The 24,469-nt window shown below is 69.7% G+C and carries 23 protein-coding genes; 10 read left to right on the forward strand and 13 right to left on the reverse strand.

Annotated features, from left to right (window positions below):
* Positions 1 to 218 precede the first annotated feature (218 nt).
* Complete coding sequence (locus EJK15_RS35155; RefSeq protein WP_240777412.1) at positions 219 to 1,268, reverse strand: LacI family DNA-binding transcriptional regulator; 1,050 nt, start codon at positions 1,266 to 1,268, stop codon at positions 219 to 221.
* A gap of 156 nt (positions 1,269 to 1,424) precedes the next feature.
* Between EJK15_RS35155 and EJK15_RS35160 the strand changes: the two genes are divergently transcribed.
* Positions 1,425 to 2,075 carry a TetR/AcrR family transcriptional regulator gene (locus EJK15_RS35160; protein ID WP_240777413.1) on the forward strand — a complete coding sequence of 217 codons (651 nt, stop codon included), beginning with the start codon at positions 1,425 to 1,427 and terminating at the stop codon, positions 2,073 to 2,075.
* Positions 2,076 to 2,274: 199 nt separating this feature from the next.
* On the opposite strand, the gene bldC is transcribed toward EJK15_RS35160, so the two are convergent.
* Complete coding sequence (bldC, locus tag EJK15_RS35165; protein ID WP_013133571.1) at positions 2,275 to 2,478, reverse strand: developmental transcriptional regulator BldC; 204 nt, start codon at positions 2,476 to 2,478, stop codon at positions 2,275 to 2,277.
* Positions 2,479 to 2,801: 323 nt separating this feature from the next.
* Positions 2,802 to 3,668 carry a DUF8083 family protein gene (locus EJK15_RS35170; protein WP_138714796.1) on the reverse strand — a complete coding sequence of 289 codons (867 nt, stop codon included), beginning with the start codon at positions 3,666 to 3,668 and terminating at the stop codon, positions 2,802 to 2,804.
* 107 nt (positions 3,669 to 3,775) lie between these two features.
* Between EJK15_RS35170 and EJK15_RS35175 the strand changes: the two genes are divergently transcribed.
* Positions 3,776 to 4,855: a Glu/Leu/Phe/Val family dehydrogenase gene (locus EJK15_RS35175; RefSeq protein ID WP_138714797.1), complete on the forward strand. Its 1,080-nt coding sequence runs from the start codon at positions 3,776 to 3,778 to the stop codon at positions 4,853 to 4,855.
* A gap of 151 nt (positions 4,856 to 5,006) precedes the next feature.
* Positions 5,007 to 5,237, forward strand: a complete 231-nt coding sequence (locus EJK15_RS35180; protein WP_138714798.1) for a DUF3073 domain-containing protein — start codon at positions 5,007 to 5,009, stop codon at positions 5,235 to 5,237.
* A gap of 51 nt (positions 5,238 to 5,288) precedes the next feature.
* Here the strand turns inward: EJK15_RS35180 and EJK15_RS35185 are convergent, their stop codons facing one another.
* Positions 5,289 to 6,167, reverse strand: a complete 879-nt coding sequence (locus tag EJK15_RS35185) for an alpha/beta fold hydrolase (RefSeq protein WP_138714799.1) — start codon at positions 6,165 to 6,167, stop codon at positions 5,289 to 5,291.
* A gap of 86 nt (positions 6,168 to 6,253) precedes the next feature.
* Here EJK15_RS35185 and EJK15_RS35190 point away from each other — a divergent pair, with 86 nt between their 5' ends.
* The gene (locus EJK15_RS35190) at positions 6,254 to 6,799 is read left to right on the forward strand and encodes a CGNR zinc finger domain-containing protein (protein ID WP_138714800.1); all 546 of its coding nucleotides are present in this window, start codon (positions 6,254 to 6,256) and stop codon (positions 6,797 to 6,799) included.
* A 28-nt stretch (positions 6,800 to 6,827) separates the two neighbouring features.
* Here the strand turns inward: EJK15_RS35190 and purM are convergent, their stop codons facing one another.
* The 4 genes from purM to EJK15_RS35210 all read right to left on the reverse strand — a co-directional run bounded on the left by purM (position 6,828) and on the right by EJK15_RS35210 (position 10,648).
* Positions 6,828 to 7,853 (reverse strand): phosphoribosylformylglycinamidine cyclo-ligase, encoded by a 1,026-nt coding sequence (gene purM, locus EJK15_RS35195; protein WP_138714801.1) that lies wholly within the window; start codon positions 7,851 to 7,853, stop codon positions 6,828 to 6,830.
* A gap of 55 nt (positions 7,854 to 7,908) precedes the next feature.
* A complete protein-coding gene (gene purF / locus EJK15_RS35200) occupies positions 7,909 to 9,345 on the reverse strand; it encodes an amidophosphoribosyltransferase (protein ID WP_138714802.1) in 1,437 nt (478 codons plus the stop codon).
* A 51-nt stretch (positions 9,346 to 9,396) separates the two neighbouring features.
* Positions 9,397 to 10,143 (reverse strand): SDR family NAD(P)-dependent oxidoreductase, encoded by a 747-nt coding sequence (locus EJK15_RS35205; protein ID WP_138714803.1) that lies wholly within the window; start codon positions 10,141 to 10,143, stop codon positions 9,397 to 9,399.
* Between the two features lie 97 nt (positions 10,144 to 10,240).
* Entirely contained in the window at positions 10,241 to 10,648 is a 408-nt protein-coding gene (locus tag EJK15_RS35210; protein WP_138714804.1) for a MarR family winged helix-turn-helix transcriptional regulator, read from the reverse strand.
* Positions 10,649 to 10,790: 142 nt separating this feature from the next.
* Here EJK15_RS35210 and EJK15_RS35215 point away from each other — a divergent pair, with 142 nt between their 5' ends.
* Entirely contained in the window at positions 10,791 to 11,837 is a 1,047-nt protein-coding gene (locus EJK15_RS35215; protein ID WP_138714805.1) for a DUF4190 domain-containing protein, read from the forward strand.
* Between the two features lie 23 nt (positions 11,838 to 11,860).
* On the opposite strand, the gene EJK15_RS35220 is transcribed toward EJK15_RS35215, so the two are convergent.
* Positions 11,861 to 12,283, reverse strand: a complete 423-nt coding sequence (locus EJK15_RS35220; protein ID WP_138714833.1) for a sterol carrier family protein — start codon at positions 12,281 to 12,283, stop codon at positions 11,861 to 11,863.
* Between the two features lie 129 nt (positions 12,284 to 12,412).
* Between EJK15_RS35220 and EJK15_RS35225 the strand changes: the two genes are divergently transcribed.
* On the forward strand, positions 12,413 to 14,485 hold the full coding sequence (locus tag EJK15_RS35225; RefSeq protein WP_206061277.1) for a PhoX family protein: 2,073 nt from the start codon (positions 12,413 to 12,415) through the stop codon (positions 14,483 to 14,485).
* 35 nt (positions 14,486 to 14,520) lie between these two features.
* Complete coding sequence (locus tag EJK15_RS35230) at positions 14,521 to 16,401, forward strand: ABC transporter ATP-binding protein (protein WP_138714806.1); 1,881 nt, start codon at positions 14,521 to 14,523, stop codon at positions 16,399 to 16,401.
* Here the strand turns inward: EJK15_RS35230 and EJK15_RS35235 are convergent.
* Positions 16,362 to 17,762: an MFS transporter gene (locus EJK15_RS35235; protein WP_138714807.1), complete on the reverse strand. Its 1,401-nt coding sequence runs from the start codon at positions 17,760 to 17,762 to the stop codon at positions 16,362 to 16,364. The genes EJK15_RS35230 and EJK15_RS35235 overlap by 40 nt on opposite strands.
* Before the next feature lie 72 nt (positions 17,763 to 17,834).
* On the opposite strand from EJK15_RS35235, the gene EJK15_RS35240 reads away from it, so the two are divergent.
* Entirely contained in the window at positions 17,835 to 18,473 is a 639-nt protein-coding gene (locus EJK15_RS35240) for a TetR/AcrR family transcriptional regulator (RefSeq protein ID WP_240777421.1), read from the forward strand.
* 10 nt (positions 18,474 to 18,483) lie between these two features.
* Positions 18,484 to 19,230 (forward strand): methylenetetrahydrofolate reductase, encoded by a 747-nt coding sequence (locus EJK15_RS35245; RefSeq protein ID WP_206061278.1) that lies wholly within the window; start codon positions 18,484 to 18,486, stop codon positions 19,228 to 19,230.
* On the opposite strand, the gene EJK15_RS35250 is transcribed toward EJK15_RS35245, so the two are convergent.
* The 3 genes from EJK15_RS35250 to EJK15_RS35260 are packed head-to-tail and all read right to left on the reverse strand — an operon-like array spanning position 19,191 to position 23,426.
* Positions 19,191 to 20,660 (reverse strand): MFS transporter, encoded by a 1,470-nt coding sequence (locus tag EJK15_RS35250; protein ID WP_138714810.1) that lies wholly within the window; start codon positions 20,658 to 20,660, stop codon positions 19,191 to 19,193. The two genes, EJK15_RS35245 and EJK15_RS35250, sit on opposite strands and share 40 nt — an antisense overlap.
* A gap of 45 nt (positions 20,661 to 20,705) precedes the next feature.
* The gene (locus EJK15_RS35255) at positions 20,706 to 21,368 is read right to left on the reverse strand and encodes a Crp/Fnr family transcriptional regulator (RefSeq protein ID WP_138714811.1); all 663 of its coding nucleotides are present in this window, start codon (positions 21,366 to 21,368) and stop codon (positions 20,706 to 20,708) included.
* 33 nt (positions 21,369 to 21,401) lie between these two features.
* Positions 21,402 to 23,426: an adenylate/guanylate cyclase domain-containing protein gene (locus EJK15_RS35260; protein WP_240777414.1), complete on the reverse strand. Its 2,025-nt coding sequence runs from the start codon at positions 23,424 to 23,426 to the stop codon at positions 21,402 to 21,404.
* A 195-nt stretch (positions 23,427 to 23,621) separates the two neighbouring features.
* On the opposite strand from EJK15_RS35260, the gene EJK15_RS35265 reads away from it, so the two are divergent.
* Entirely contained in the window at positions 23,622 to 24,428 is an 807-nt protein-coding gene (locus tag EJK15_RS35265; protein ID WP_240777415.1) for a collagen-like protein, read from the forward strand.
* The last annotated feature ends 41 nt before the right edge of the window (positions 24,429 to 24,469 follow it).

Here is a 24,469-nt window from a genome sequence, read left to right on the forward strand (position 1 = left end):
AGATGGGTATAAGAGACAGCCGCCCGCCAGTGCCCCCAGGCGCGCTCGAGTTCGGCCGCCGCGCGCTGGGCGCAGGACACCAGTTCCGGATCACGCATGACTGTTCCCCCGGATCAGATCGTGACCGGAACGGATCCGGCCACAATTAGCATGACCCTGCCGAGTTAACCGCCGTGCGGCCGCGCCGCCACACGGCTTGACCCAGGTTTGGACCTCTCTTAGGCGGGACCCGTGCTGCGCCGCACGATCAGCTCGGGGCGGATCTCACGCAGGCGCGCGACCTTCGCCGGGTCCCCGATCCTGTCGCTCAGCATCGCGGCCGCCGACCTGCCCATGGTGCGCCGGGGCTGGTCGACCGAGGTCAGCGAGATGTGACGGGAGGCGGACAGGTGCGTGTTGTCGTACCCGATCACCGAGAGGTCCTCCGGAACGCGCAGGCCCAGTTCGTCGGCGGCGGAGAGCACGCCGAGCGCGACCACGTCATTGGCGGCGAAGATCGCCGTGGGCCTGGGGTCCCGGGTCAGCAGCGCGATCGCCGCCTCCCGGCCGCCGTCCTCCGAGGAGTCCGCGGCCTCGACCATGATGTACGGCGCCAGCGAGTGCCTGCGCATCGCCACGAGGTACCCCTCGCAGCGCGACGAGCGTGATCCCTCGATGTGCGCGATGCGCTTGTGGCCGAACTCGACCAGGTGATCGATGGCCAGGCGGGCGCCGAGCTGGTCGTCGTCGACCACGATGTCGACGCCGTCGAGCTCGATGTCACGTTCCCCTACGACGACGGTGGGGGTGTAGGCGGTGGCCTCGATCAGCGTCTCGCTGGTCGGCGCGATGCCCAGCAGGACCAGCCCGTCGACCCTCAGCTCGAGAAAGGCCTCCACGGCCTCGTCCTCGAACGCCGGGTCCCACTGGCTGTTCCCGATCAGCATGCGCAGGCCGTCGCCGTGCAGGCTCTCCTGCAGGCCGTCGAGGAACTCGGCGTAGAACGGGTTGTGCAGGTCGGCGACGAGCGCGCCGACGAGGTGTGTACGGCCTTCGACCAGGCTGCGCGCGACCGCGTTCGGCCGGTAGCCGAGCTCGCGGGCAGCCTGCAGCACCGCTTGGCGCCGGTGCTCGCTCACGTGCGGGGATCCGCGCAGCACGAGAGAGACCAGCGATTTCGAGACGCCGGCTCGCTCGGCGACGTTGCGGATGGTCGGTCTGGGCCGAGGCAGGGTATCTACCTCTCTGAGCTCAGTGATGGTCGGAGTGTTGACGGGCGGTCCTGACATGTGTCTCCCCCGCGATGCGGATATGGGCACCTGTCTCACCAAACGATCGAGTTCGCCGCAGGGTACGGCCTCCGTCACGGATTGAGGCACAGAAGCCGGCCTTGACCGGATAAGCACACGTCAGCTACCGGCAAGGGGGTCGGATACTGTGCAGGTGTGACATCCGGGAAGTCAGCCGAGACGGCACGGCCGGCGCGGCGCAGGCTCAGCGTGGACCGTCGTCGCGAAGAGCTCATGGCGGCCGCTCTCGAGCTGTTCAGCACCCGCGACGCGGAGGATGTCTCGATCGACGACGTGGCGTCGGCGGCGGGCGCTTCGCGGGCCCTGGTCTACCACTACTTCGGCGGCAAGCAGGAGCTCTACGTGGCCGCGCTGAAGAGCGCGGCGGAGCAGCTGGAGTCCCGGCTACGCCCGCAGGAGGGCGGCAGCCCGATCGACGAGCTGGCTTCCGGGCTCAAGCGCTATTTCGACTTCGTCGAGGAGCACGCGGCCGGATTCGCCGCGCTGCTGCGCGGCGGCCCCGCCAACAGGACGGGCGAGGTCGGCGAGATCGTGGACGGCGTCCGGCGCAGGCTCTTCCGCCTCATCCAGAAGCAGATGGGCGTGGAGGAGCCGAGCCCGGTGCTGCGCACGACGCTGCGGTCGTGGATCGCCTCCGTGGAGACGGCCGGCCTCGACTGGCTGGAGCACCGCGACATCGAGCGTCCGACGCTCGAGCGGATGCTCGTCGATCACATGGTGGCGCTGCTCAGAGTCGCCGCCACCTATGACAACGACGTGGCCGGCCTGCTCGAGCGCATGGCGTGAAGGCTCGGTGGCCGACGCGGGGGAGGAAAGGATGGCGCCGGGCGGGCGGCGCCAACTTTCCATGCGACGTCATGTCGTCACAGCGGACACAGCGGTCTTAGAAGTCGGCATGAGATCGCCATGAATCAGTGGTGGACCGGGCCCCAGTGCTAGCCAGGTCCACCTCTCAAACCCCCCTGAGGTTCGTGACGACCCCCTGTTACTCGGAGCGCTGCTGCGGAATGCCCGCGAGCAGTGCGCGAACCTCGGTCTCCCGGTAACGCCGATGACCGCCGAGGGTGCGAATCGACGTCAACTTGCCCGCCTTGGCCCACCGCGTGACGGTCTTGGGGTCGACCCTGAACATGGTCGCGACCTCAGCGGGCGTAAGCAGTGGCTCGGCCTCGGGTGTACGAGCTGACATTTGTGCGGCCTCTCCTCCGTGTGGACCGGCTTCGCGATCCTGTGACTGCCTTTTGCGCGTGTCACGGATGTCCACCTATGGCGCAGAGCGTGCGGCTTTTCTGAGCCATATGCGGCATCACCCGATGTGACCATACCGCCACGCAGAGCGATTGGCGAGCCCTTCTTCGACCCAACTGCCCGCCCCGGTGGCCATGTCACGCTCGGTGATTCTAGCGACACGGTTCGTGGTATCGCAGTGAAAACGGCAAACTACTCAGTTCGCAGAAGAGAGCAGCCGTGAGACGTGACCTACTCATGCAGGTCAGACGGCCGTATTGGGGCTCAGTTGGCAGATTCCAGCTGTTGCATTGACTTCCACCGCAGGATCACCCTCTGGTACATGGCGTAGGCAAGTTCTTCTTGACCCGTGTCCAGGCCCGTCAGAGCCGCCGCGAGCTCCGCCACCGACTGGTCCGCCTGCAGCGCGTCGTCGTCCATGAGGTGCACCAGCCCGCCATAGTCGAGCTCGACCAGCGAATGCGGGTGGAACTCCTCCAGCCACCTGGCGATGTCCTCCACGTCGAAGTTGGCCGCCACGTCGCCCAGATGCCTGCGCAGCACGTTGAGCGCCCGCGCCGCCCGCCTCCTGGCCTGCGCCATGGAGGTGACGTAGATGAGGTTGCGTCCGGTAGCGGTGGTCTTCACGTCCTGTCCCGGAGTGGCGGAGCCGAGCACCAGCCAGCGCTCGTTCCCATCAAACGGCACGAACCACGACGGCGGCACATGCCACGCCGTAGTGCGAATGTGGGTCCGCAACGCCGACGAGCCGGCCTTCCGCTTGAACCGGTCGAAGTCGTCGGCGGTCTGCTCGGCGACGCCCTTGGGCACGAGATGGTCCATCACCTTCACAGGAGTGGTCCCACGAAGCCTTGAGAACGCCAGCCACGAACGCAAACGCGACTGCCAGGGACACACGTACAAACGATCCTCAACGCGCCGCAGATAGGCGTTGGAGCTCTCCTGAGCGGGAACGGGTTGAGGGGGCATGCCGAGCAGGCGCATCACCGACTCGCCGTGCTCCGCATTGAGCGCGTTCGCACGGCGCGGGCGGTCCCGTGAGTCGGCGTAGTCGGCCCACACCTTGCGCTCGGACTCGGCGAACGCGGTCAGTGGCTCATAGACGCGGAGGTAGGCGGCATAGGGCAGCACGGAGGCATCGTGTCACGAAGCGACCCTGCATGCACCGTTGTGGCTTACTACTCTGTGAGGTGATCTCCGCCGCGACGGTGCGGCGGACCGGACAGGGAGTCACTACCGTGACCGACGTCTTCGGCTCGTCCCACAAGGACGCCCACGAGCAGGTCGTGTTCTGCGCCGACGAGCAGAGCGGCCTGCGGGCCATCATCGCCATCCACAACACCGCACTCGGCCCAGCCCTGGGAGGCACCAGGTTCTATCCGTACGAGAGCGAGCAGGCGGCCCTCGCCGACGTGCTCAACCTGGCCAAGGGCATGGCCTACAAGAACGCGCTGGCCGGCCTCGACCATGGCGGCGGCAAGGCCGTCATCATCGGCGACCCGGCCCAGGACAAGAGCGAGGCGCTGCTGCGCGCGTACGGCAGGTTCGTCGAGTCGCTCGGCGGGCGCTACATCACCGCCTGCGACGTCGGCACCTACAGCGAGGACATGGACATCGTCGCCCGCGAGTCGCGCTTCGTGACCGGCCGCACGGTCGCGAACGGCGGTGCGGGGGATTCCTCCATCCTCACGGCGTTCGGCGTGTTCCAGGGCATGCGCGCCTCTGCCGAGCGCGTGTACGGCACGCCGTCGCTGCACGGCAAGCGGGTCGGTGTCGAAGGGGTCGGGAAGGTGGGCCACCGCCTGGTCGATCTCCTGTGCGAGGACGGTGCCGAGGTCGTGATCTGCGACGTCAGCCCCAAGGCCGTCGAGCGGGTACGCCTGCGCCACCCGGGCGTCGACGTCCTCCCCGACGCCCGGGCCCTGACGTCCGCCGACATCGACGTCTTCGCCCCGTGCGCCCTGGGCGGCGCGCTCGACGACGACACCGTGGCCCGGCTGAAGGCGAAGATCGTGTGCGGCGGGGCCAACAACCAGCCGGCCCACGCCGGGGTGGAGAAGCAGCTCGCCGAGCGCGGGATCCTGTACGCGCCGGACTACGTGGTCAATTCGGGCGGTGTGATCCAGGTCGCCGACGAGATCGGCGGCTTCGACATGGATCGGGCCAGGTCCAAAGCGGCCCAGATCTACGACACGACTCTGAAGATCTTCTCGATCGCGGCCGATGAGGGCGTTCCTCCCGCGGTCGCAGCGGATAGGCTAGCTGAGCGCAGAATGTCGGAAGTCGGGCGTATTCGGGCCATTTGGCTGGGCGGCTGACGCCCCACGCCCATACGGCGTACCGAGCTGGGCACAAAACAGGTACGGTAATAGGCGAACGATAGGCTGACGTCCAAAGTCAGGCGGCGTCAGTGTGTGGTGCGTTAGCGACGAGGGGTCGGGGACGACCCCACACGAGGGGGTCGAGCCAATGGGGCGCGGCCGAGCAAAGGCCAAGCAGGTCAAGGTTGCTCGCCAGCTGAAGTACAACAGCGGCGGCACGGATCTTGAGCGTCTTCGCGACGAACTCGGGGTCGGAGATCCCAGCCGCAATGACGACGCCGACGACCTCAACGATGAGCTGGCGGATCGCTATGCCGATTACGCCGATGACTATGGCGCCGAGGACGACGACGATGGCCGTACGTCCGGCCGTCGGTAGCCGTACTCCTGGTTGACGTGGCCGAGGGCCCGGCGAGTGCCGGATCCTCGCTCACACTCGTCGGGCCCCACGGGCAACCGTGGGGCTTTCGTCAGCTTGCCTGCTGAGGAAGTCGGCAATGAGCGGCGCGATCTCCGGAAGCTTCTCCTCCAGCGCGAAGTGCCCGGTGTCGAACACGTGCACCTCCGCCTCCGGCACGTCACGTGTGTACGCGTGCGCGCCGGGCTCGGGGAAGAACACGTCGTTGCGTCCCCAGACGATCAGCGTGGGCGGCCGGTGCTCGCGCAGCCATGCCTGCCATTCGGGGTAGAGCGCGACATTGTTGCGGTAGTCGAGCGCGAGGGCGAGTTGCGCTTCCTTTCGTCCTGGAAGGTCGAGGAAGTGCTGGTCGAGCGTCCACCCGTCGGGTGACACCGCCGCGGGATCGGTCGTGCCGCCGACGTACTGGCTGCGGGTGACGGGCAGGGTGAACAGGTCGCCAAGGTCTTCGGCCGGGGCATGGATCGTCTTCCGCGCCAGTTCTGACAGCCCCTCCTCGTAGGCGTTGGCGTTCTGCACGATCATCCCGGCGATCCACTCGGGATGCCGCGTCGCCATCCTGAACCCGACGGGCCCGCCGAAGTCGAACGCGTACCACACGAAACGCTCAATCCCGATCTTCTGCACGAACCCCTCGACGACGTCCGCGAGCCGGTCGAAGGAGTAGACGAAGTCATCGGGCGCCTCCGTGTGCCCGAACCCGGGATAGTCCGGAGCGATCATCCGATACCGGGTGCCCAGCGCATCCATCAACCGCCTGTACTGGTGTGACGCCGACGGGAACCCGTGCAACAGGAGCACGGGCAACCCGTCCTCGGGCCCGGCCTCCCGGTAGAACACCTGCACGCCGTCCACGTCCACGAACCCGTGCCGCACCTGGGGAACGTCCATGTCTAATGCCTCTCCTGGTCGATGATGCATTAGTTATAGCGGTGTGCCGACTAATGCGTCAATCATCGGATGTACCATTAGTCGTCATGGAGCTCCTGATCGGCGAGCCGCTCGCGCTGGACCTGGTCAACACGCGCGCCCGCGACTTCGACGCCCTCGACGCGCCCGGGGACTTCCAGACGTGGCTCGCCCTCCAGGCCGACCGGCTCGCCGCGCCCGCGGGCCCGCTCACGGCCGCCGGCCTGGCTGCCGTTCGCCGGCTGCGCGGCCACGTGGAGTCGGCGCTGAACGCGGTCCGGGAGGGCGCGCCGCCGCCGCCCGCAGCGGTCACCGCGCTGAACGAGGCGGCCCGTGCCGCGCCGCCCTACCGCGTCCTGGAGTGGCGGGACGGCACCTTCAGAACGGGCACCCGCCGCGACGGCGACGACCTGGCCCGCCTGCTCGCCCAGCTCGCCGAGGCGGCCACCGAACTGCTCACGGACCCGGCAGCCGGCCGGATCCGGCCCTGTGAGGGCCCGCAGTGCCGCATGCTCTTCCTGCCGGCCCACCCCCGCCGCCGGTGGTGCTCACCGGACCTCTGCGGCAACCGCGTCCGCGTGGCCCGCTACTACCAACGCCACAAGCCCACCTGACCACCGCACCGGCACCTCGCGGGGGCGGTTACCGGTAGTTGGCCCGGCCGGTGCCGGGGACGATCTCGCCCAGGACCCAGGCGGGCAACCCGCGGTCACCAAGCAGGCGGACGGCGGCGTCGGCCGCGTCAGGGGCGACGATGGCCGCCATGCCCACGCCTAGGTTGAACGTCCGGTCCATGTCCTTCTGCGCCACGCGCCCGTACTCCGCCAGCACCCCGAAGATCGGCTGAGGGGTCCACGACGACCGGTCCAGCAGGGCGTCCAGGTGCCCGGGCAGCGACCGCGACAGGTTGCTCTCGATCCCCCCGCCGGTGATGTGCGCATAAGCATGGACCTCGGCCGACCGGGTCAGCTCCAGGCAGTCGAGCGAGTAGATGCGCGTCGGCTCCAGCAGCTCCTCGCCGAGCGGCCGCGCCAGCTCCGGCAGCACCGTGTCGAGCGACAGCGAGGCCTCGCGCAGGATGTGGCGTACGAGCGAGTAGCCGTTGGAGTGCACTCCGGACGAGGCGAGCCCCAGGACCACGTCGCCCTCCCGGACGAGGGAGGGCCCGAGCATGGCGGCCGCCTCCACGACCCCGGTGCCGGCCCCCGCCAGGTCGTACTCGTCCGGCCCCATCGCCCCCGGGTGCTCGGCCGTCTCGCCGCCCACCAGCGCGGCCCCGGCCAGGCGGCAGCCCTCGGCCACGCCGCCGACGATCTCGGCGATGCGCTCGGGCACCACCTTGCCGCAGGCGATGTAGTCGGTCATGAACAGCGGCTCGGCCCCGCACACCACCAGGTCGTCGAGAACCATGCCGACCAGGTCGATGCCGATGGTGTCGTGCTTGCCGTACCGCTGGGCGATCATGACTTTGGTGCCCACGCCATCGGTTGAGGTGGCGAGCAGCGGGCGCTCGTAGCGCAGCAGGGCCGAGGCGTCGAAGAGGCCCGCGAACCCGCTGGCGTCGTCGACCACCTCCGGCCGCCGCGACCGCGCCACCTTGTTCTTCATCAGGTCGACGGCACGCTCGCCGGCCTCGATGTCGACCCCGGCGGCCTCGTACGTGCTCACGCAGCCTCCTTCGCCGGCAGCGCGAGCACAGTGCCGTGTCTGAAGGTTCGCTCGCTCACGCTTTGCTCTCCAACACGAACTTGCCCACGTTGTCCTGGTCGATGGGGATGGGGTAGGAGCCGTCGAAGCAGGCCCTGCAGAGGCGTTCGGCGGGGATGGTGGTGGCCTTGGTGAGGCCCTCCAAGGAGATGTAGCCGAGCGAGTCGGCACCGAGCGAGGCCCGGATCTCCTCCACCGTCAGCGAGCCCGCGATCAGCTCGGCCCTGGTGGCGAAGTCGATGCCGTAGAAGCACGGCCAGGCCACGGGAGGCGAGGAGATGCGTACGTGGACCTCGCGGGCCCCGGCCTCGCGCAGCATCTTGACGATGGCCCGCTGGGTGTTGCCGCGTACGATCGAGTCGTCCACGACCACCAGCCGCTTGCCCTCGACGACCTCGCGCAGCGGGTTGAGCTTCAGCCGGATGCCGAGCTGGCGGATGGTCTGGGACGGCTGGATGAACGTGCGCCCCACGTAGGAGTTCTTGACCAGCCCCTGCCCGTACGGAATCCCGCTCTCCTGGGCGTAGCCGACGGCGGCCGGGGTGCCGGACTCCGGCGTGGGGATGACGAGGTCGGCCTCCACCGGGTGCTCCTGGGCCAGCACGCGGCCGACCTCGACCCTTGTGACCTGCACGCCGCGGCCCGCGATGGTGGTGTCGGGGCGGGCGAGGTAGACGTACTCGAACAGGCAGCCCTTCGGCTCGGCCAGCGCGAAGCGGCGGGACCTGACGCCGCGCTCGTCGATGGTGAGCAGCTCGCCGGGCTCGATCTCGCGGACGAACGTGGCGCCCACGATGTCGAGCGCGGCCGTCTCCGAGGCCACCACCCAGCCGCGCTCGAGACGGCCGAGCACCATCGGGCGGATGCCCTGCGGGTCGCGGGCGGCGTAGAGCGTCGTCTCGTCCATGAAGACGAGCGAGTAGGCGCCCTTGACCTGCGGCAGCAGCTCGGCGGCAGAGTCCTCGATGGAGCGGGTGCGGTCCTGGGCCAGCAGCGTGGTCAGGACCTCGGTGTCGGTGGTGGCCCTGGTGGAGCCCGGAGTCAGGCGCTGGGCCAGCTCCGGGGTGTTGATCAGGTTGCCGTTGTGCGCGAGCGCGAGCCCACCGACGTCGGTGGAGCTCAGCGTGGGCTGCGCGTTCTCCCACACGCTCGATCCGGTCGTGGAGTAGCGGCAGTGGCCGATGGCCAGGTGGCCGCGCAGGGTGCCGAGCACCGACTCGTCGAAGACCTGGGCGACCAAGCCCATGTCTTTGTAGACGAGAATGCGGCTCCCCTCGCTGACCGCGATGCCCGCGGACTCCTGGCCGCGGTGCTGCAACGCATACAGCCCGTAGTAGGTGAGCTTGGAAACTTCCTCGCCTGGAGCCCAAACCCCGAAGACGCCACAGGCGTCCTTGGGTGCGCGATCTTGGGAGTCCAGGTCATGGCCGAGTCGGCCGTCGCCCTTCAGCACACGACTCAGTCTAGGTTGAGCGCTTCCGTGCTCGCGCACTCGGGTGCGATATCACAGAGCGTGCGATGACCTGCCCGCATTGGATCCGTCGCGGAGCACCTCCCCGGTGAGGTTGTGGTTGGCCTCGGAGCCGAGGAAGACGATCAGTGCGGCCATGTCCTCGGCCGTGGACAGCCTGCGGCTGGGCGTGCGGGCGGCGATGCCGTCCAGGACCTGTTGCGGAATGGGGCGGGCGACGCCGGTGATCGTGAGCCCGGCGACGGCCACGTTCACCAGGACGCCGTCCCGGCCGGCCTCCCAGGCGAGGGCGCGGGCCATGCCGTGCAGGGCCATCTTCGCGGTGCCGTACGGTCCCGGCCCCGGCTGTCCCTCCTCGGCCGCGCCCGAGGACACGAACACGATCCGCCCGAACTTCCGCCGTCTCATCTCGGGCAGCACGGCCTGGACGAGCAGCGCGTTGCCGACGACGTTGGCGTGCAGGGCCGCCGACCACTCCGCCGCCGGCACCTCCTCGAAGGCCACGCTGTTGGGCATGATCGTGCCCCAGCGGACCGCGTTGGCCACGAGCGCGTCCACGGGCCCCGCCTGCGCGACGGCGGGCGCGATCGTCGCGTGGTCCTCCAGGTCCAGATGTACGGCCGCCGCCTCGCCGCCCGCCTCCTCGATGCGCTTGACCACCTCGGCCGCCCGGTCCGCGCCGGAGTTGTAGGTGATCGTGACGCGGGCGCCGTTCTGGGCGTAGGCGAGCGCGGTCGCGGCGCCGATGCCCGACGAACCGCCGGTAATGAGCACATGCATGGAAATGCCCTTCTCAATCGTGAATTAGCCGACTAATTAGCCAGCTAACTGCATGGGCGGGCGACTCTGCAAGGGTGTTTCGCTCGAAGTGAAAAGGTTAGGGGCGCCTGGCGCGGACGAGGCGGGCCAGCAGCTCGCGCTCCGCGTCGTCGAGGCCGCGCTGGAGGTCCTCGTCCATCCGGCTCCAGATCTCCTCCACCGGCTCGCGCAGCGCCTTGCCCGCGTCGGTGAGATGCACACGGCCCACGCGCGGGCGGTCGGGGTCGGGCGCCCGGTACACGAAGCCGGCCCGCTCCAGTCGCTGGAGGGTCTTCGTCACGGTCGGCGGCTCGACGCCGAGCCTGGCGATGAGCTCGCCCTGCGTCAGCCCGTCCTCCCGCCACAACTGGTTGAGCAGCATCTCCTGTCCCACGTGCAGCCCGAGCGGTGCCAGGGCGGCGGCCAGCTGGTTGCGCTGGGTCTTCATGAGTTTGATCAGTGCGTACGACAGGGTCTCGTCCAGCATGCCCTCATCTTGCCCGCCGCCTGCCGCTTTGGCGCATGGTGACCCAAGGATGAGCGTTCTCTTACCGTGTCGCGTGGTTTAGCCGCCGCCCTCCGCGAAAGGGTGAAGTATCCGGCATGCAAACCCGTCGGGAGACGCACACGTGACCAAATCTGGGGATCCGAACGAGCCCCGCCCGGGGCGGGAACCGCGCGAGGACCGTACGGAAGAAGGCAAGCCCGCGTGGTGGAGCGAGGGTCAGGCGGAGCGGGAGGAACCCCCGCCCGAGCCCCGGCCGTACGAGAGCGGGCCGACGGGCGGGGACGAGACCCCGCCGGGGTGGTCGGCGGGCGGCCCGCCCGGCGCCGGCCCAACCGGCGGCACGGCCCCGGAGGAGGAGCCGGCGCCCGGAGAGCCGACGATCATTCCGGCGCCCGGGGAAGAGCCGCCGGGGCGTGAGGAGGAGGAGCCCATCGCGCCGGCGCCGCCCACGGTCCCGCGGCCCGACGTGCCGCCCACGCACGAGCCGCGGCCGGGCGGCGAGCCCGAGCATCCCGACCTGCCCACCGCGCCCGAGATCCCCGAGCCGGCGGAGGGCGACGCCGGGACGACCCAGGCGTACCCGATCCCGGGCGCCACCCCGCCGTACCCGGGCTGGGAGGGCGCGCCGAAGGAGGAGGGGCCCGGCAGGCCGACGCCGTCCCGGTACGAGCAGCCCCGCCAGGGCGCCCATGGCGAGCAGCCGCCCTTCACCCCGTACGGAACCTATGCCGCCCCCTCACAAGAGCCGCCCGTGGTGCCCGGCACCACGCCGTCCAGCCCGTACGGCGGCCCGCCCGGCTACGGCCCGCCGCCGCCGTACGCCCAGCCGGGCGCCCCCTACCAGCACGCCCAGCAGGACAGGACCGGCAGTGGCCTGGCCACGGCCGCGCTCGTGCTCGGCGTGGCCAGCCCCTTCCTCGTGTTCGTCTGCTTCACGGGCGTGATCACCGCCATCCTGTCGATCGTGTTCGGCTGCGTGGCGCTCGCCAGGCGCGCCGGCAAGGGCCGCGCCATCGCCGGCATCGTGATCAGCGTCCTGTCCCTGGTCCTCTTCGCGATCGTGGCCATCTGGTTCTGGAACGTGGTCCAGGAATGCGCCCAGTTGCCCGGCGAGCTCGCCGATCGCTGCTTCGAGGACAGGTTCCCCTGGATGAGCGGCGGCCGCTAGAAGAGCGGCAGGAGCCGCGAGAGCTAGAGCGGCAGGTGCTCTGACAGGTCGGCGCGGGATCCGCTGGCGGAGATCGCGCCTTTGGCCATGGCCTCGTCCCACGTCAGCCGGCCGAGCGCGAGCTCGATCCACGTGCGCCCGTCGGTCTCGACGACGTTCGGCGGGGTGCCGCGCGTGTGGCGGGGCCCGGCGATCGCCTGGACGGCGGCGTACGGCGGCACGCGCACCTCGACGGTCCGGCCGGGCGCGGCGGTCGCCAGTTTGTCGAGCAGGTAGCGCACGGCCTGCCGGGCCGCGTCGCGCTCCGGCCGCAGCCCCCGGTCGTAGGCGGCCAGCACGGCCGTGACGAGCGCGTCGGGCAGAGCGGCCGCGGGCCCGTCGTAGGGGGGCTCGTCGAGGGCGACGAGCTGGCCGTCCAGGGCCGATCTCAGCTTTTCCTGGTCCATCTTGCGTGGTGGCACACCACCATTGTCTCCCGGGAAGCGTTCATCAAGATGGAGATCATCGTTCACCTGGGGTTTCGACGGTGACCGTAGCCTCCCGGCCGTACAACCGCGCACAAATATGGAGGACCTGTGGCGAAACTCATCGGGGACGGGCGGCGGCTGCTGCCGTTGGTTTCCACCCCCCATAAAGGCGGCCGATCCGCGCTGACCTGCCAGTTCCGCTGCGGCAACGCGTGCGCGCACGATGTGGCCAACACCGCCGGCAACGCCTACTTCGGCGATGTGGTGAAGGAGGCGCTGTCGCGCCGCGGCATGCTGCGGGCGGGCGCGCTGGGCGCTCTCGTGGCGGGCGTGGGCGTGGCCGGTGCGGCCCCGGCGCTCGCCGCCGACCCCGAGTCCGCCGCGACCACCAGTGGCCGGCCCAGCGGCGGCAGCGGCGACCTCCGCTTCACCCCCGTGGCGCCGAACAAGGAAGACGCGTTGCGCGTTCCCGACGGCTACAGCTCCTCCGTGGTGGTGCGCTGGGGCGACCCGGTGCTGCCCGGCGCGCCGGACTTCGACTTCGACAACCAGTCCGCCGACGCCCAGAACAAGCAGTTCGGCTACAACTGCGACTTCGTGACGCTGTTCCCGATGGGCCGCGACCGGGGGCTGCTCTGGGTGAACCACGAGTACACCGACGAGAGCCTGATGTTCCGCGGCTACGCCGGCGGCGCCGCCGCGACCGAGGAGCAGATCAAGATCGCGCTGGCCGCGCACGGCGGCTCGGTCGTGGAGATCGAGCGCGCGGGCGGCGCCGGCGAGTGGAAGCTGGTCACCAAGGGCCGCCGCCGCTACAACCGGCGCATCACCGCTCAGACCCCCATGAAGTTCAGCGGCCCGGCCGCGGGCAGCGACCTGTTCAAGACGGCCGCCGACCCCAAGGGGCTCACCCCCGTCGGCATGCTGAACAACTGCGCGGGCGGCACCACCCCGTGGGGCACGGTGCTGACCGCCGAGGAGAACTTCGACCAGTACTTCGTCAACGCCGACAAGGTGCCCGCCGCGCAGAAGCCGTACGCCACCCGCTACACGCTCACGAACGGCACCCCGTCGAGCAGTCGCCGGTTCGACCGCGTCGAGGAGCGCTTCGACCTGGCCAAGCACCCGAACGAGGCCAACAGGTTCGGCTGGATCGTGGAGATCGACCCGTTCGACCCCGACTCCACGCCGATCAAGCGCACCGCGCTCGGCCGCTTCAAGCACGAGGCCGCCACCACGACGCTGTCCCGTGACGGCCGCCTGGTCGCGTACATGGGCGACGACGCGCGCTTCGAGTACGTCTACAAGTTCGTCTCCAAGAACCGCTACATCCCCGGATTCGACCGGCACAACAGGGCGCTGCTGGACGAGGGCACGCTGTACGTGGCCAAGTTCACCGGTGACAGCCCGGCCGCCGAGATCGACGGATCCGGCAAGCTGCCCTCCGACGGCCTGTTCGACGGCGCCGGCGAGTGGATCCCGCTGGTCTCGGGCGACAAGTCGTTCGTGGACGGCATGACCGCTCAAGAGGTCCTCGTCTACACCCGGGTGGCCGCCGACAAGGCGGGCGCGACCAAGATGGACCGCCCCGAGGACGTCGAGCGCAACCCGGTCACCGGCGCCGTGTACGTGGCGCTGACCAACAACAGCAACCGCACCGCCGCCCAGGTGGACGAGGCCAACCCCCGCCCCTCCAACAAGCACGGCCACGTCCTGGAGATCGTGGAGAAGCGGAACGACGCGGCGGAGAAGACGTTCGGCTGGTCGCTGCCGCTGGTCTGCGGCGATCCGAACGACGCCGCCACCTACTTCGCCGGCTTCGACAAGACCAAGGTCTCGCCGATCTCGTGCCCGGACAACCTGGCGTTCGACCGCGACGGCAACCTGTGGATCTCCACGGACGGCAACGCGCTCGGCACCAACGACGGCCTGTTCGTCATGCCCGTCCGCGGCAAGGAGCGCGGCTACCTGCGCCAGTTCCTCACGGTCCCCATCGGCGCCGAGACCTGCGGCCCGCTGATCACCCAGGACCAGCGCAGCGTGTTCGTGGCGGTGCAGCACCCGGGCGAGATCGACGGCGCGTCCCCGGAGAACCCGGTCAGCCGCTGGCCCGACGGCGACCAGCCGCGCCCGTCGGTCGCGGTGGCGTGGCACGCCAAGGGCGCGAAGATCGGCGCTTGACCTCAACTTAACTTGAGGAACTAGCCTTCCATGCCATGAGCATGGAAGTGACCGCGTGGCACCAGCTGTACTCGATGAACAACAACCCGGAGCGCCGCCCCCTGTCGAGGGCGACGCTCCGGCGTATCGGCGGCTTCGCCCGCCCGCACCGCCGGAGATTGGCGCTGTTCGTGCTGCTCAGCGTGGTGTTGTCGGGCCTGGCCGTGGCCACTCCGCTGCTGGCCGGCCGGGTGATCGATGCGATCTTCAGCGCGGAGCCGCTGGAGGTGGTCGTCGTGGTGGCGATCGCCATCGCGGGCCTGGCCGTCGTCGAGGCGGGGCTCGGGCTGGTGAACCGGTGGCTGTCCGCGGGCCTCGGCGAGAGCCTGATCCTCGACCTGCGCACGGCCGTCTTCGACCACGTGCAGCGGATGCCGATCGCCTTCTTCACCAGGACCCGCACCGGCGCGCTGGTCAGCCGGCTGAACAACGACGTGATCGGGGCGCAGCGGGCGTTCACCGACACCCTGTCCGGCGTGGTCGGCAACGTCGTGATGCTCATGCTGACGCTCATCGCGATGATCGGCATCTCCTGGCAGATCACGCTGCTCGCGCTGCTGCTCCTGCCCGTTTTCATGCTGCCCGCCCGGCGGATGGGGCACCGGATCGCCCGGCTGCGCCGCGAGGCGGCCGACCACAACGCGGCCATGGGCACGCAGATGACCGAGCGCTTCTCCGCGCCGGGCGCGACGCTGGTGAAGTTGTTCGGCCGGCCCGCTTACGAGTCGTCCGAGTTCGCGAGCCGGGCCAGGCGGGTGCGGGACATCGGCGTGCGCTCCGCCATGACCCAGTCGGCCTTCGTCACCGCGCTGACCCTGGTCTCGGTGCTGGCGCTGGCTTTGGTGTACGGCCTCGGCGGCTTCTACGCGCTGCGTGACCAGCTCGCGCCCGGCGCGGTCGTGGCGATGGCCATGCTGCTCACCCGCCTGTACGCCCCGCTGACCGCGCTGGCCAGCGCTCGCGTGGACGTGATGAGCGCGCTCGTCAGCTTCGAGCGCGTCTTCGAGGTGCTCGACCTCGAGCCGCTCATCCAGGAGCGGCCGGACGCCGGGAAGGTGCCCGACGGGCCGGTCTCGGTCGAGTTCGACGACGTGCGCTTCGCCTACCCGTCGGCTGACAAGGTCTCGCTCGCCTCCCTTGAGGAGGTCGCCGTGCTCGACTCACGCGGCGGCGCCGAGGTGCTGCACGGCGTCTCGTTCCGGGCCGAGCCGGGCCAGATGGTGGCGCTCGTCGGCTCGTCGGGCGCCGGCAAGTCCACGATCGCGCAGCTCCTGCCCCGCCTGTACGACGTCGACTCGGGCGCGGTGCGGCTCGGCGGCGTGGACGTGCGCGACCTGACCTTCGACGCCATCCGCGACACGCTCGGCATGGTCACCCAGGACGGCCACCTGTTCCACGAGTCGATCCGGGCGAACCTGCTGCTGGCCAGGCCGGAGGCGACCGAGGACGAGATCTGGGACGCGCTCACCAGGGCCAGGCTGGCGACGCTGATCGCATCGCTCCCTGACGGGCTCGACACGGTGGTGGGCGAGCGCGGCTACCGCCTGTCGGGCGGCGAGCGCCAGCGCCTGACGATCGCCCGGCTGCTGCTGGCCAGGCCCAGGGTGGTGATCCTGGACGAGGCCACGGCGGCGCTCGACTCCACCTCGGAGGCGGCCGTGCAGGCGGCGCTCGGCGAGGCGCTCGAGGGCAGGACCGCCGTGGTGATCGCCCACCGGCTCTCCACGATCCGCGCCGCCGACCTCATCCTGGTGATCGAGGACGGCAGGGTGGCCGAGCGCGGCACCCACACCGAGCTGCTCGCCGCCGGCGGCCGCTACGAGGAGCTGTACCGCACTCAGTTCGAGGACCCCACGGTGACGGAGGCCGCCGCCTGACGCTCAGGGGATCGCAGGGCATAGAGCGCGACCGGGATCCCCGCCAGCACCACCGCCGCCGCGACGACCAGCGTGAACTGATAGGCGTCGAGGAAGGCCGGCAGCGGCGGCTGGTCGCTGGCGCTCTGCCTGGAGTTCAGGATCGCCCCCAGTACGGTGATGCCGAGCAGCCCGAACACCTCGCGTGAGACGTTCAGCATGCCCGAGGCCACGCCGGACCTGTCCTTGGGCATCCCGCTGAGGATGGCGGCCGTCAGCGGCACCAGCAGGCCGGCGCCGAGGCCGTACAGGATGAACCAGGGCGCCACGTCCGCGTAGTCGCCGTCGGCGCCGACCCCTGAGAGCAGGTAGATCGCCGCGCTCATGAACGCCATCCCCAGCGCCACCGTGCGGCCGATGCCGAGCCGCGCGCTGATCCGCTGGGAGAGGATCGCGACGACGGCCATGACCAGAGCCATCGGCACGAATGAGCCGCCCGCCTCGGTGGGGGAGAAGCCGAGCACGTTCTGCAGCCAGAGCGCGCTGAAGAAGTAGATGCCGAACACGCCGAACGACCAGATCCCGCTGGTGAGCAGGCCGCCGGTGAACGTCCGCGACCCGAACAGCGACATCACGATCATCGGCTCCGCAGCGCGCGTCTCGACCAGCACGAACGCCACGGCCGCCGCCGCGAACACGCCGAAGGCGGCCAGGATCTCCGGCGAGGTCCAGCCGGCCCCGCCGCCCTCGATGAGCGCGTACGTCAGCGCGAAGAGCGCGATCGCCGAGGTGGCCAGCCCGGCCAGGTCGAGGCTGTGGCGCACCCTCGCGAACGCCGGCCTGATCGCCCACAGCGCGAGCCCGAACGTCACCACCCCGATCGGCACGTTGATCAGGTAGATCCAGCCCCAGTGCAGGTGCTCGCTGATGAAGCCGCCCGCCGCCGGCCCGAGCGCCATGGACAGCGCCCCCGAGGCGCTCCAGATGCCCACGGCGCGGCCGCGCTCGCCCGGATCGGGGAAGATCTGGCTGATCAGCGCCAGCGCGGTCGGCGTGAGCAGCGCCGCCCCCACGCCCTGCACCGCCCGCGCGGCGATCAGCACCGCCCCGCTGGTGGCGAGCCCGGCGGCCAGCGACGACACCGTGAAGATCGCCAATCCGCCGAGGAACACCCGCCGGGCCCCGAACACGTCCGCCAGCCGCCCGCCGGCCAGCATGAGCCCGGCGAAGACCAGGATGTACGAGCTCACGATCCACTCCAGTCCGGAGATCGTCAGCCCCAGCTCCCGCTGGATCGTCGGCAACGCGACGTTGCCCACGTTGTTGTCCAGGTAGGTCATGAAGGTGCCCAAGGTCACCGCGACCAACGCCCACCATCGCATGCCATGTCCTCCTATACGTTGTACTTGTACGCCGTATAGTTGAACTTGTACGTCGTATAGTTGTCAACTGTGATGGGAAAACTGACCGCGCAGGCGATCGCGGAGCGCGCTCTGGAGATCGGCGACGCCGAGGGACTCGACGCCGTGACGATCAGACGCCTGGCCACGGACCTGGGCGTGACCCCGATGGCCCTCTACTGGCACTTCAAGAACAAGGATCAGCTGATCGTCGGCATGGCCGACCACCTGATCGGCGGATTCGCGCCCAAACCGGCCGACGAGCGCCCATGGCAGGCCCAGCTGCGTGACCTGATGGAGGGTCTGATCAGGACGCTGCGTACGCACCCCTGCGCGAAGAACGTGATCGAGCAGATCGACCCGGTCGAGGTGCCGAACTTCCTGGCCGTGTGGGACCAGGCGCTCAGGCTGGCCCGCACCGCCGGGTTCAGCGTCGAGGAGAGCTGCCTGATCACCAAGTACCTGCTGCAGAGCGCCATAGCCATCGCCGACGCCCCCGTGCACGTCCGGCCCGGTAAGGAGCTCGCCGTCAGAGCCAAGCGGCTCGGCCTGCAGTCCCTGCCCACCGAGACGTACCCCAACCTGGTGGAAATGGCAGGACCGCTGGTCGAGGGCATGGACCCGGAGCTGTACGACACGTTCGGCGTCGACCTCGTGCTCAGCGGCATAGAGGCGCTGGCGGCCACCCGTTAGGGTCCTGATCGTGACCTTCGAGCTGATCTGCGAGATCGAACCCCCGACCAAGCCTGATCTGAAGCACGTCAGGCACCAGATCGGCACGCTGGGCAAGATCGCCCACTCGTTCCTCATCCCCGACAACCACATCGGCCGCGCGACGGTGTCGAGCGTGGCCGTGGCGCACGAGGTCGAGTCGATGGGCGGACGCGGCATCGCCTGCCTCAACTCGCGCGACCGCAACCTGCTCGGCTTCCGCCGCGACCTGCTGACGGCGGCGGCGTACGGGGTTGACCAGTTCCTGTTCGTCTACGGGGACAAGCCGACGAGCGGCAATCGCACCAGTGACCTGACGGTCCGCTCGATGATCGAGGAGGCCAGGGAGTTCTCGCCGGGCTTCCGGCTCGGCGCGGCTGCGGGGCTTCGTCCGCTGCCGGCATGGAAGCGTACCGCCGACTTCCTGTTCTCCCAGGTCAGCTTCTCGCTGGAGGCCCAGCTGCGCTGGCGCGAGGCCCACCCGGTGGACGTGCCCGTCTATGCGGGCGTCATGGTGCTGGCCAGCGAGCGCCACGCCCGAACCCTGGCCGCTGCGATCCCGGACATCGCCATCCCTGAGGACCTGATCCAGAGGGTGGCCGCGGACCGCATGGCGGGCGTGGAGGCGGCCTGCGAGCAGGTCCTCGCCCTCCGCGACTCCGGCGCCTTCACCGGCGTCCACCTCATCCCGGTCTCCCGCTACCGCGACGTGGAGTCCAGGCTGGCCGCCGCCCTCTGAGGCCACGCCAGGGCAGCCAGCAGCGCGCCTGCCAGTGCCACCGCGAACAGCACCGCGTAGGCGCGCTGGAAGCCGTCCATGAGCTGCCCCACCGCCACCGGCGACAGCTTGGACAGCGTGCCCGCGTACACCTGGTTCCGTAATTGCGGCCCCACGGAGCTGGTCAGGACGCTGAGCGAGAGGCCGACGCTGATCACGACCCCGATGTTCATGATCATGACGCGGAAGCCGTTCACCACGCCCAGGCTTCCGACCGGCAGCGCCCGCATGACCTGCGTGGTGTTGCCGGTCAGGAATGTCCCGCTGCCGCAGCCGGCGACGAACAGGCCGATCCCGATCACCCAGTACGGCGTACCGGGATCGGCCGTCAGCATCAGCGTGCCGAGCCCGGCCGCGCTCAGCACCGCCCCACCGATGGACAGCGCGTACGGCGACACCTTCCGCCCCAGCATGCCCACGAGCGGCGAGGCCAGCCCGATCCCGACCGGCACCGGCAGCACACTCAGCCCCGCCTCGGAGGCGTCCAGCCCCCTGACCGCCTGGAAGTACAGCGCCACCACCAGGATCAGCGCCGACCGGGCGAGCGCGTTGCAGAACGACGCCAGGTTCGCGTACGCCAGCAGCCGCCCGCCGAACAGCCGCAGGTCCAGCACCGGGTTCGCGGAGCGCCGCTCGGCGACCACGATCAGCGGCACCAGCACCGCGAACACCGCCGCCCCGGTCAGCACCACAGGGCTCGACAGCCCGCCCGAGCCCGCCTCGGAAAGCGCCAGCAGCAGCGCCGACAGCGCCGCGAACAGCAGCACGTTGCCCAGCGCGTCCACCGGCTCCTTCGGCCGCCTGGGCATCTTGCGTAAGATCACCGCGCCCCAGCCGAGCGCGATCAGCCCGGCGGGCACGTTCACCCAGAAGATCCACTGCCAGCCCGCGGTCTCCGCGATCAGCCCGCCCAGCGTGGGCCCGGCCAGCTGTGCCACCGACAGCGTGCCGATGTAGACGCCCATGCCCTGGCTGAGCCGGTCGGGCGGGAACGCGTCCGCGATGATCACAGTGCCGTTCGCCAGGATCATCGCCGCGCCGACGGCCTGCACCACACGCATCGCGATCAGGAACCACACGTCCGGCGACAGCCCGGCCAGCAGCGAGGCCAGGGTGAACAGCGCGAACCCCGCCAGGTACACCTCCCGCCTGCCCAGCAGGTCCGCCACCCGGCCGAAGAACACCAGGCTCGCCGTGTTGACCAGCAGGAACGCCAGCAGGATCCACCCGGACTCGAGCGCGCTGGCCTGGAAGTGCCGCACGACCGTCGGCAGCGCGACGTTGAGCGTGCTGCCGGCGATGCCGATGAGGATCAGCCCCAGGCTGGTGACCGAGCACACGCGCCAGGCATAGCGGAGGCGGCTGTCGTCTTTGGGGATGACCGCGACCATGCCCTCCACTATGACGTACGGCGTACGTCCGTCTTGTGATGGGGGTTACCTGGCACGCTTGCGCAACCCGTCGAGGTCGTGGATCACCACGCGGCGCCTGCCGGTCTCGATCAGCCCGCGGTCGCGCAGCGTGCGCAATGCCTTGCTGACGGCCTCCCGCGAGGAGCCCGTCCACCCCGCCAGCTCGTCCTGTGACAGCGGCAGCGCCACGCGTACCCCGCTGTTGGTCTTCTCCCCGTACCGCTCGGCCAGTTCCAGCAGCCGCGTCGCCACCCGTCCCGTGGTGTCGAACGCGCCGTACTCGATGCGCTTGCGGTCCGCGTCCCGCAGCCGCCCGCTGACGAGCTGCATGAGGAGTACGGCGATCCGCCCGTGCTGCTCCAGGAACGTGGGGAAGTCGCGCACCACGATGCCGGCGATCGGCTCCAGCGCGGTCACCGTGGCCGAGCGCGGGGACCCGTCGATGGCCGACAGCTCGCCGAGCAGCCCTCCGGGGCCGCGTACGGCGAGCACCACCTCGGTCCCGCTGCTGGTGTGCGACGACACCTTGACCCGGCCCTCGAGCAGCACGAGCACCCAGTCGGACGTGTCGCCCTCGCTCATCACCGCCGTGCCGCGGTCCCAGCGCCGGATCCGGCCGACCGCGCGCAGGGCTTGCACTTCCTCGTCGGTGAGCAGGGACAGGAACTCACCGGGCTCTGGATCCATGCGCCCGATTATGTCGGTACAGGGACCACCCTTCTACGTCATTTCCTGCAGAATGTACGCCGCCACGAGCTCTTCCTTCCCCTTGAGGCTGAGCCGCCCCAGAGGTGTCACCGAAGCGCCGCCGCCCAGTTGCCTGAGCGTCGTCTCCCCGATGACCACCGTCCCCGGCTCGGCGATGCCCTCAAGCCGGGCGGCCACGTTCACGCAGTCACCCATCGCGTTGAATCCGCGCAGCTCAGGGCTGCCGATGTTGCCGACCAGGGCGGGACCGGTGTTGACGCCGATCCGGAACGTCGGCCACGGGACGTCGTCCACCCGCTTCCAGGCCATCTCCTCGGCCACCTCGGCCGCGGCCCGCTGCATCTCCAGCGCCGCCTTGCACGCGGCCCTGGCGTGCCCGGCCTGCATGGCGGGGGCGTTGAACAGCGCCAGCAACGCGTCGCCGACGAACTGCACGACCGTGCCGCCGTTGTTGAGGATGCAGGGGACGGCGGCCGTGTGGTAGCGGTTGAGCATCTCGACGATCTCGCCGGGCGTGACCTTCTCCGAGAACGTCGTGAAGCCCTTGAGGTCGGCGAAGAGCGCGGTCAGCTCCCTCAGCTCACCGCCCAGCGCCGCCTGCGCGGGGTCGGCCAGCAGCGCGTGCGCCACGTCGGGCGACATGTACTGGTGGAACAGCGTGTGCAACTCCTGGTAGAGACGGGCGTTCTCCAGGGAGATGGACAGCTGCCCGGCCAGGGTCGAGGCCAGCGCCTCGTCGTGGCGCGTCCGCCCGACGGGCACCTCCAGCACGCCCGCGAGCTTGCCCTTCACGGTCAGGGGGAAGGCCAGCAGGTGCTCGCGCCTGATCGGGTCGCCGCCGGTGAACGCGTAGACGCGGGAGCCGATCTGCGTCTTGCCCTCCGCGACCAGGGCGATCTTCACGTCGCCGAACGCCTGCCGCACCCGTTCCAGCGAACTGGCCAGCAGCTCGTGCTCCGGCAGGCCCACCTTGGTCTGGGCGCTGACGTCCACCAGCGAGGCCAGGCGCTCGGACAGCTCGCGCTCACTGGCCAGCGCCTCGCCGGCCCGGTCGAGTACCGCCGCCTGGCCCTCGTTGAGCCGGAACTTGCCCGACAGCCGGGTCGCGGCGAGCGGCTCGCCCCGCCGTACGTGCTCGACCAGCTCCTCCAGCGCCCGGTCGTAGTCCTGCCGGATGCGCCGCACGGTCGCCGACAGCGCCACCGAGTCGAACAGTCCCGCGCTCGACCCCTCGCGCCTGAACTGCAGATATGCGCTGTAGGCCACGAAGACGAAGGCCAGGGTGAGCAGCAGGTGCCACTCCCACCAGGACAGGTGCCAGTTGAGCTGCGACATCCCGGCGATCATGGTCTCGGCCAGCAGCGCGTACGCGGTGATGAGGCTGATCAGCATGGCCGACGGGCGTCGCCGGTGCAGCAGGAACATCATCACGCTCGCCGCGCCGTACAGGACGAGACCGGGAATGGACGCCCAGACGAACCAGGGGACCGGCGCCACGTTCGGCGGCTCGCTGAGCGACGTCAGCCCGGGGATCAGCGACGCGAGCCCCCAAAGGATCATGAAGCCGAGGAGCGCCGCCCGGACGAAGTGCTGCGAGTCCAGCACTCTCTTGGCCGCCCGCTCGCCCAGCGGCAGGGCGGAGGCGAACGCGAACACGGCCGCGATCGAGAGCCCTGCCTGCTGGCCCAGGTCGAACCCCAGTGAACCCTTCTGCAGGATGATCGTCGGCGTGGCCAGCCCGTGCATGAAGAAGAAGCCCGCGCTGCTCAGGAAGACCATGGACACCAGGAACAGCCTGGCGTCCTGGCGCCGCCGCGACGCCTCGCTGATCATGATGCCGAGCACCACGTTGATCCCGGCCACCGTGAGGATCATCCAGAAGTGGCTGGGGTTGTGGTGCCAGAAAACGTTGGCCTTCGGTTCGGCGAGAAGCAGCCAGAGGGCAAGCAGCGGCAGGACCAGGTGGATCCCCCAGACCACGCCACGGACCGGCTGCGTGGCGGGCGGAAGGTACGAGGTGGGCTCGGCGGTTGGCACAGACCGATTATCCATGGGAGATCCCCACCGCCAATGCGTCGTTTTACACACCTAAGTCGGAGACAATCGGTCAAACCGTCAGTAACTCTATGTTCTGTGATAAATACGTTACGTAGTTCTTGTCACCCCTTGGAACGTTTGAAACGTGAATCTCATGAACAACATGAGCAACACTCGTTCCCTGGAAGGACAGCCGTGGCCATCAAGGTTCGTGGTGGGCGTACTCTCACTCTCGCCACAGTCGGCGCGCTCGCCGCTTCGCTCCTCGCCGTCGGCGGCGTTGCCACCGCCTCGTCGGCGGGCGGCGAAGTGCACGCCTGCGTGCACAAGAAGTCCCGCTACGCCCGCATCGTCAACCCGACGACGAAGTGCAGGACCACGGAAGTGAGGATCCTGATCGGCGGCACCGAGACCACGACGAGCGTCACGGCCGGCCCGAAGGGCGACGACGGCGACCAGGGCCCGCAGGGCAAGCCGGGCCCGATCGGCCCGCAGGGCCCTAAGGGCGAGACAGGTCCCGCAGGCCTTCAGGGCAAGCAGGGTGAGCAGGGCCCGAAGGGCGACCAGGGCCCGAAGGGCGACGACGGCAAGAACGGCCTGCCCGGCAAGGACGGCGCAACCGGCCCTCAGGGCCCGAAGGGCGACCGCGGCTACCAGGGTCCGAAGGGCGACAAGGGCGAGCCCGGTAGCGGCGCCACCTACACGACCTACACCAAGACCGCGTCCCTGAAATCGCTCGGCTCGGCGACGGCCTCCTGTCACTACGGTTCCATGGCGACCGGCGGTGGGTTCAGCTTCAGCGAACTGAAGAACGCCGTTGTCATGAGCAGCATGCCGAGCGGCAACGGCTGGACCGTGAGCGTGACCAAGGACGACAACGGCAACAAGGACTCCTCCGGCGTCACCGGCACCCCCACGCCCGACCAGAAGACTAACGGGGGCGGCAACAACGGCACCGAGGTCGACGGCACCGTCTACGTGGTCTGCATGAAGAAGGCGTAACTCACGAGAAGGGCCGGCACGGGAACCCCGTACCGGCCCTC

The sequence above is a fragment of the Nonomuraea basaltis genome (assembly GCF_005893125.1).
Taxonomy (GTDB): domain Bacteria; phylum Actinomycetota; class Actinomycetes; order Streptosporangiales; family Streptosporangiaceae; genus Nonomuraea; species Nonomuraea basaltis.

Coding starts and splice junctions, on each gene's coding strand:
- EJK15_RS35155 (WP_240777412.1), bottom strand. CDS start 1,268: ATGTCAGGACCGCCCGTCAACACTCCGACCATCACTGAGCTCAGAGAG.
- bldC (WP_013133571.1), bottom strand. CDS start 2,478: ATGTCAGCTCGTACACCCGAGGCCGAGCCACTGCTTACGCCCGCTGAG.
- EJK15_RS35180 (WP_138714798.1), top strand. CDS start 5,007: ATGGGGCGCGGCCGAGCAAAGGCCAAGCAGGTCAAGGTTGCTCGCCAG.
- EJK15_RS35185 (WP_138714799.1), bottom strand. CDS start 6,167: ATGGACGTTCCCCAGGTGCGGCACGGGTTCGTGGACGTGGACGGCGTG.
- EJK15_RS35190 (WP_138714800.1), top strand. CDS start 6,254: ATGGAGCTCCTGATCGGCGAGCCGCTCGCGCTGGACCTGGTCAACACG.
- EJK15_RS35205 (WP_138714803.1), bottom strand. CDS start 10,143: ATGCATGTGCTCATTACCGGCGGTTCGTCGGGCATCGGCGCCGCGACC.
- EJK15_RS35210 (WP_138714804.1), bottom strand. CDS start 10,648: ATGCTGGACGAGACCCTGTCGTACGCACTGATCAAACTCATGAAGACC.
- EJK15_RS35220 (WP_138714833.1), bottom strand. CDS start 12,283: ATGGACCAGGAAAAGCTGAGATCGGCCCTGGACGGCCAGCTCGTCGCC.
- EJK15_RS35230 (WP_138714806.1), top strand. CDS start 14,521: ATGAGCATGGAAGTGACCGCGTGGCACCAGCTGTACTCGATGAACAAC.
- EJK15_RS35235 (WP_138714807.1), bottom strand. CDS start 17,762: ATGCGATGGTGGGCGTTGGTCGCGGTGACCTTGGGCACCTTCATGACC.
- EJK15_RS35240 (WP_240777421.1), top strand. CDS start 17,835: ATGGGAAAACTGACCGCGCAGGCGATCGCGGAGCGCGCTCTGGAGATC.
- EJK15_RS35250 (WP_138714810.1), bottom strand. CDS start 20,660: ATGGTCGCGGTCATCCCCAAAGACGACAGCCGCCTCCGCTATGCCTGG.
- EJK15_RS35255 (WP_138714811.1), bottom strand. CDS start 21,368: ATGGATCCAGAGCCCGGTGAGTTCCTGTCCCTGCTCACCGACGAGGAA.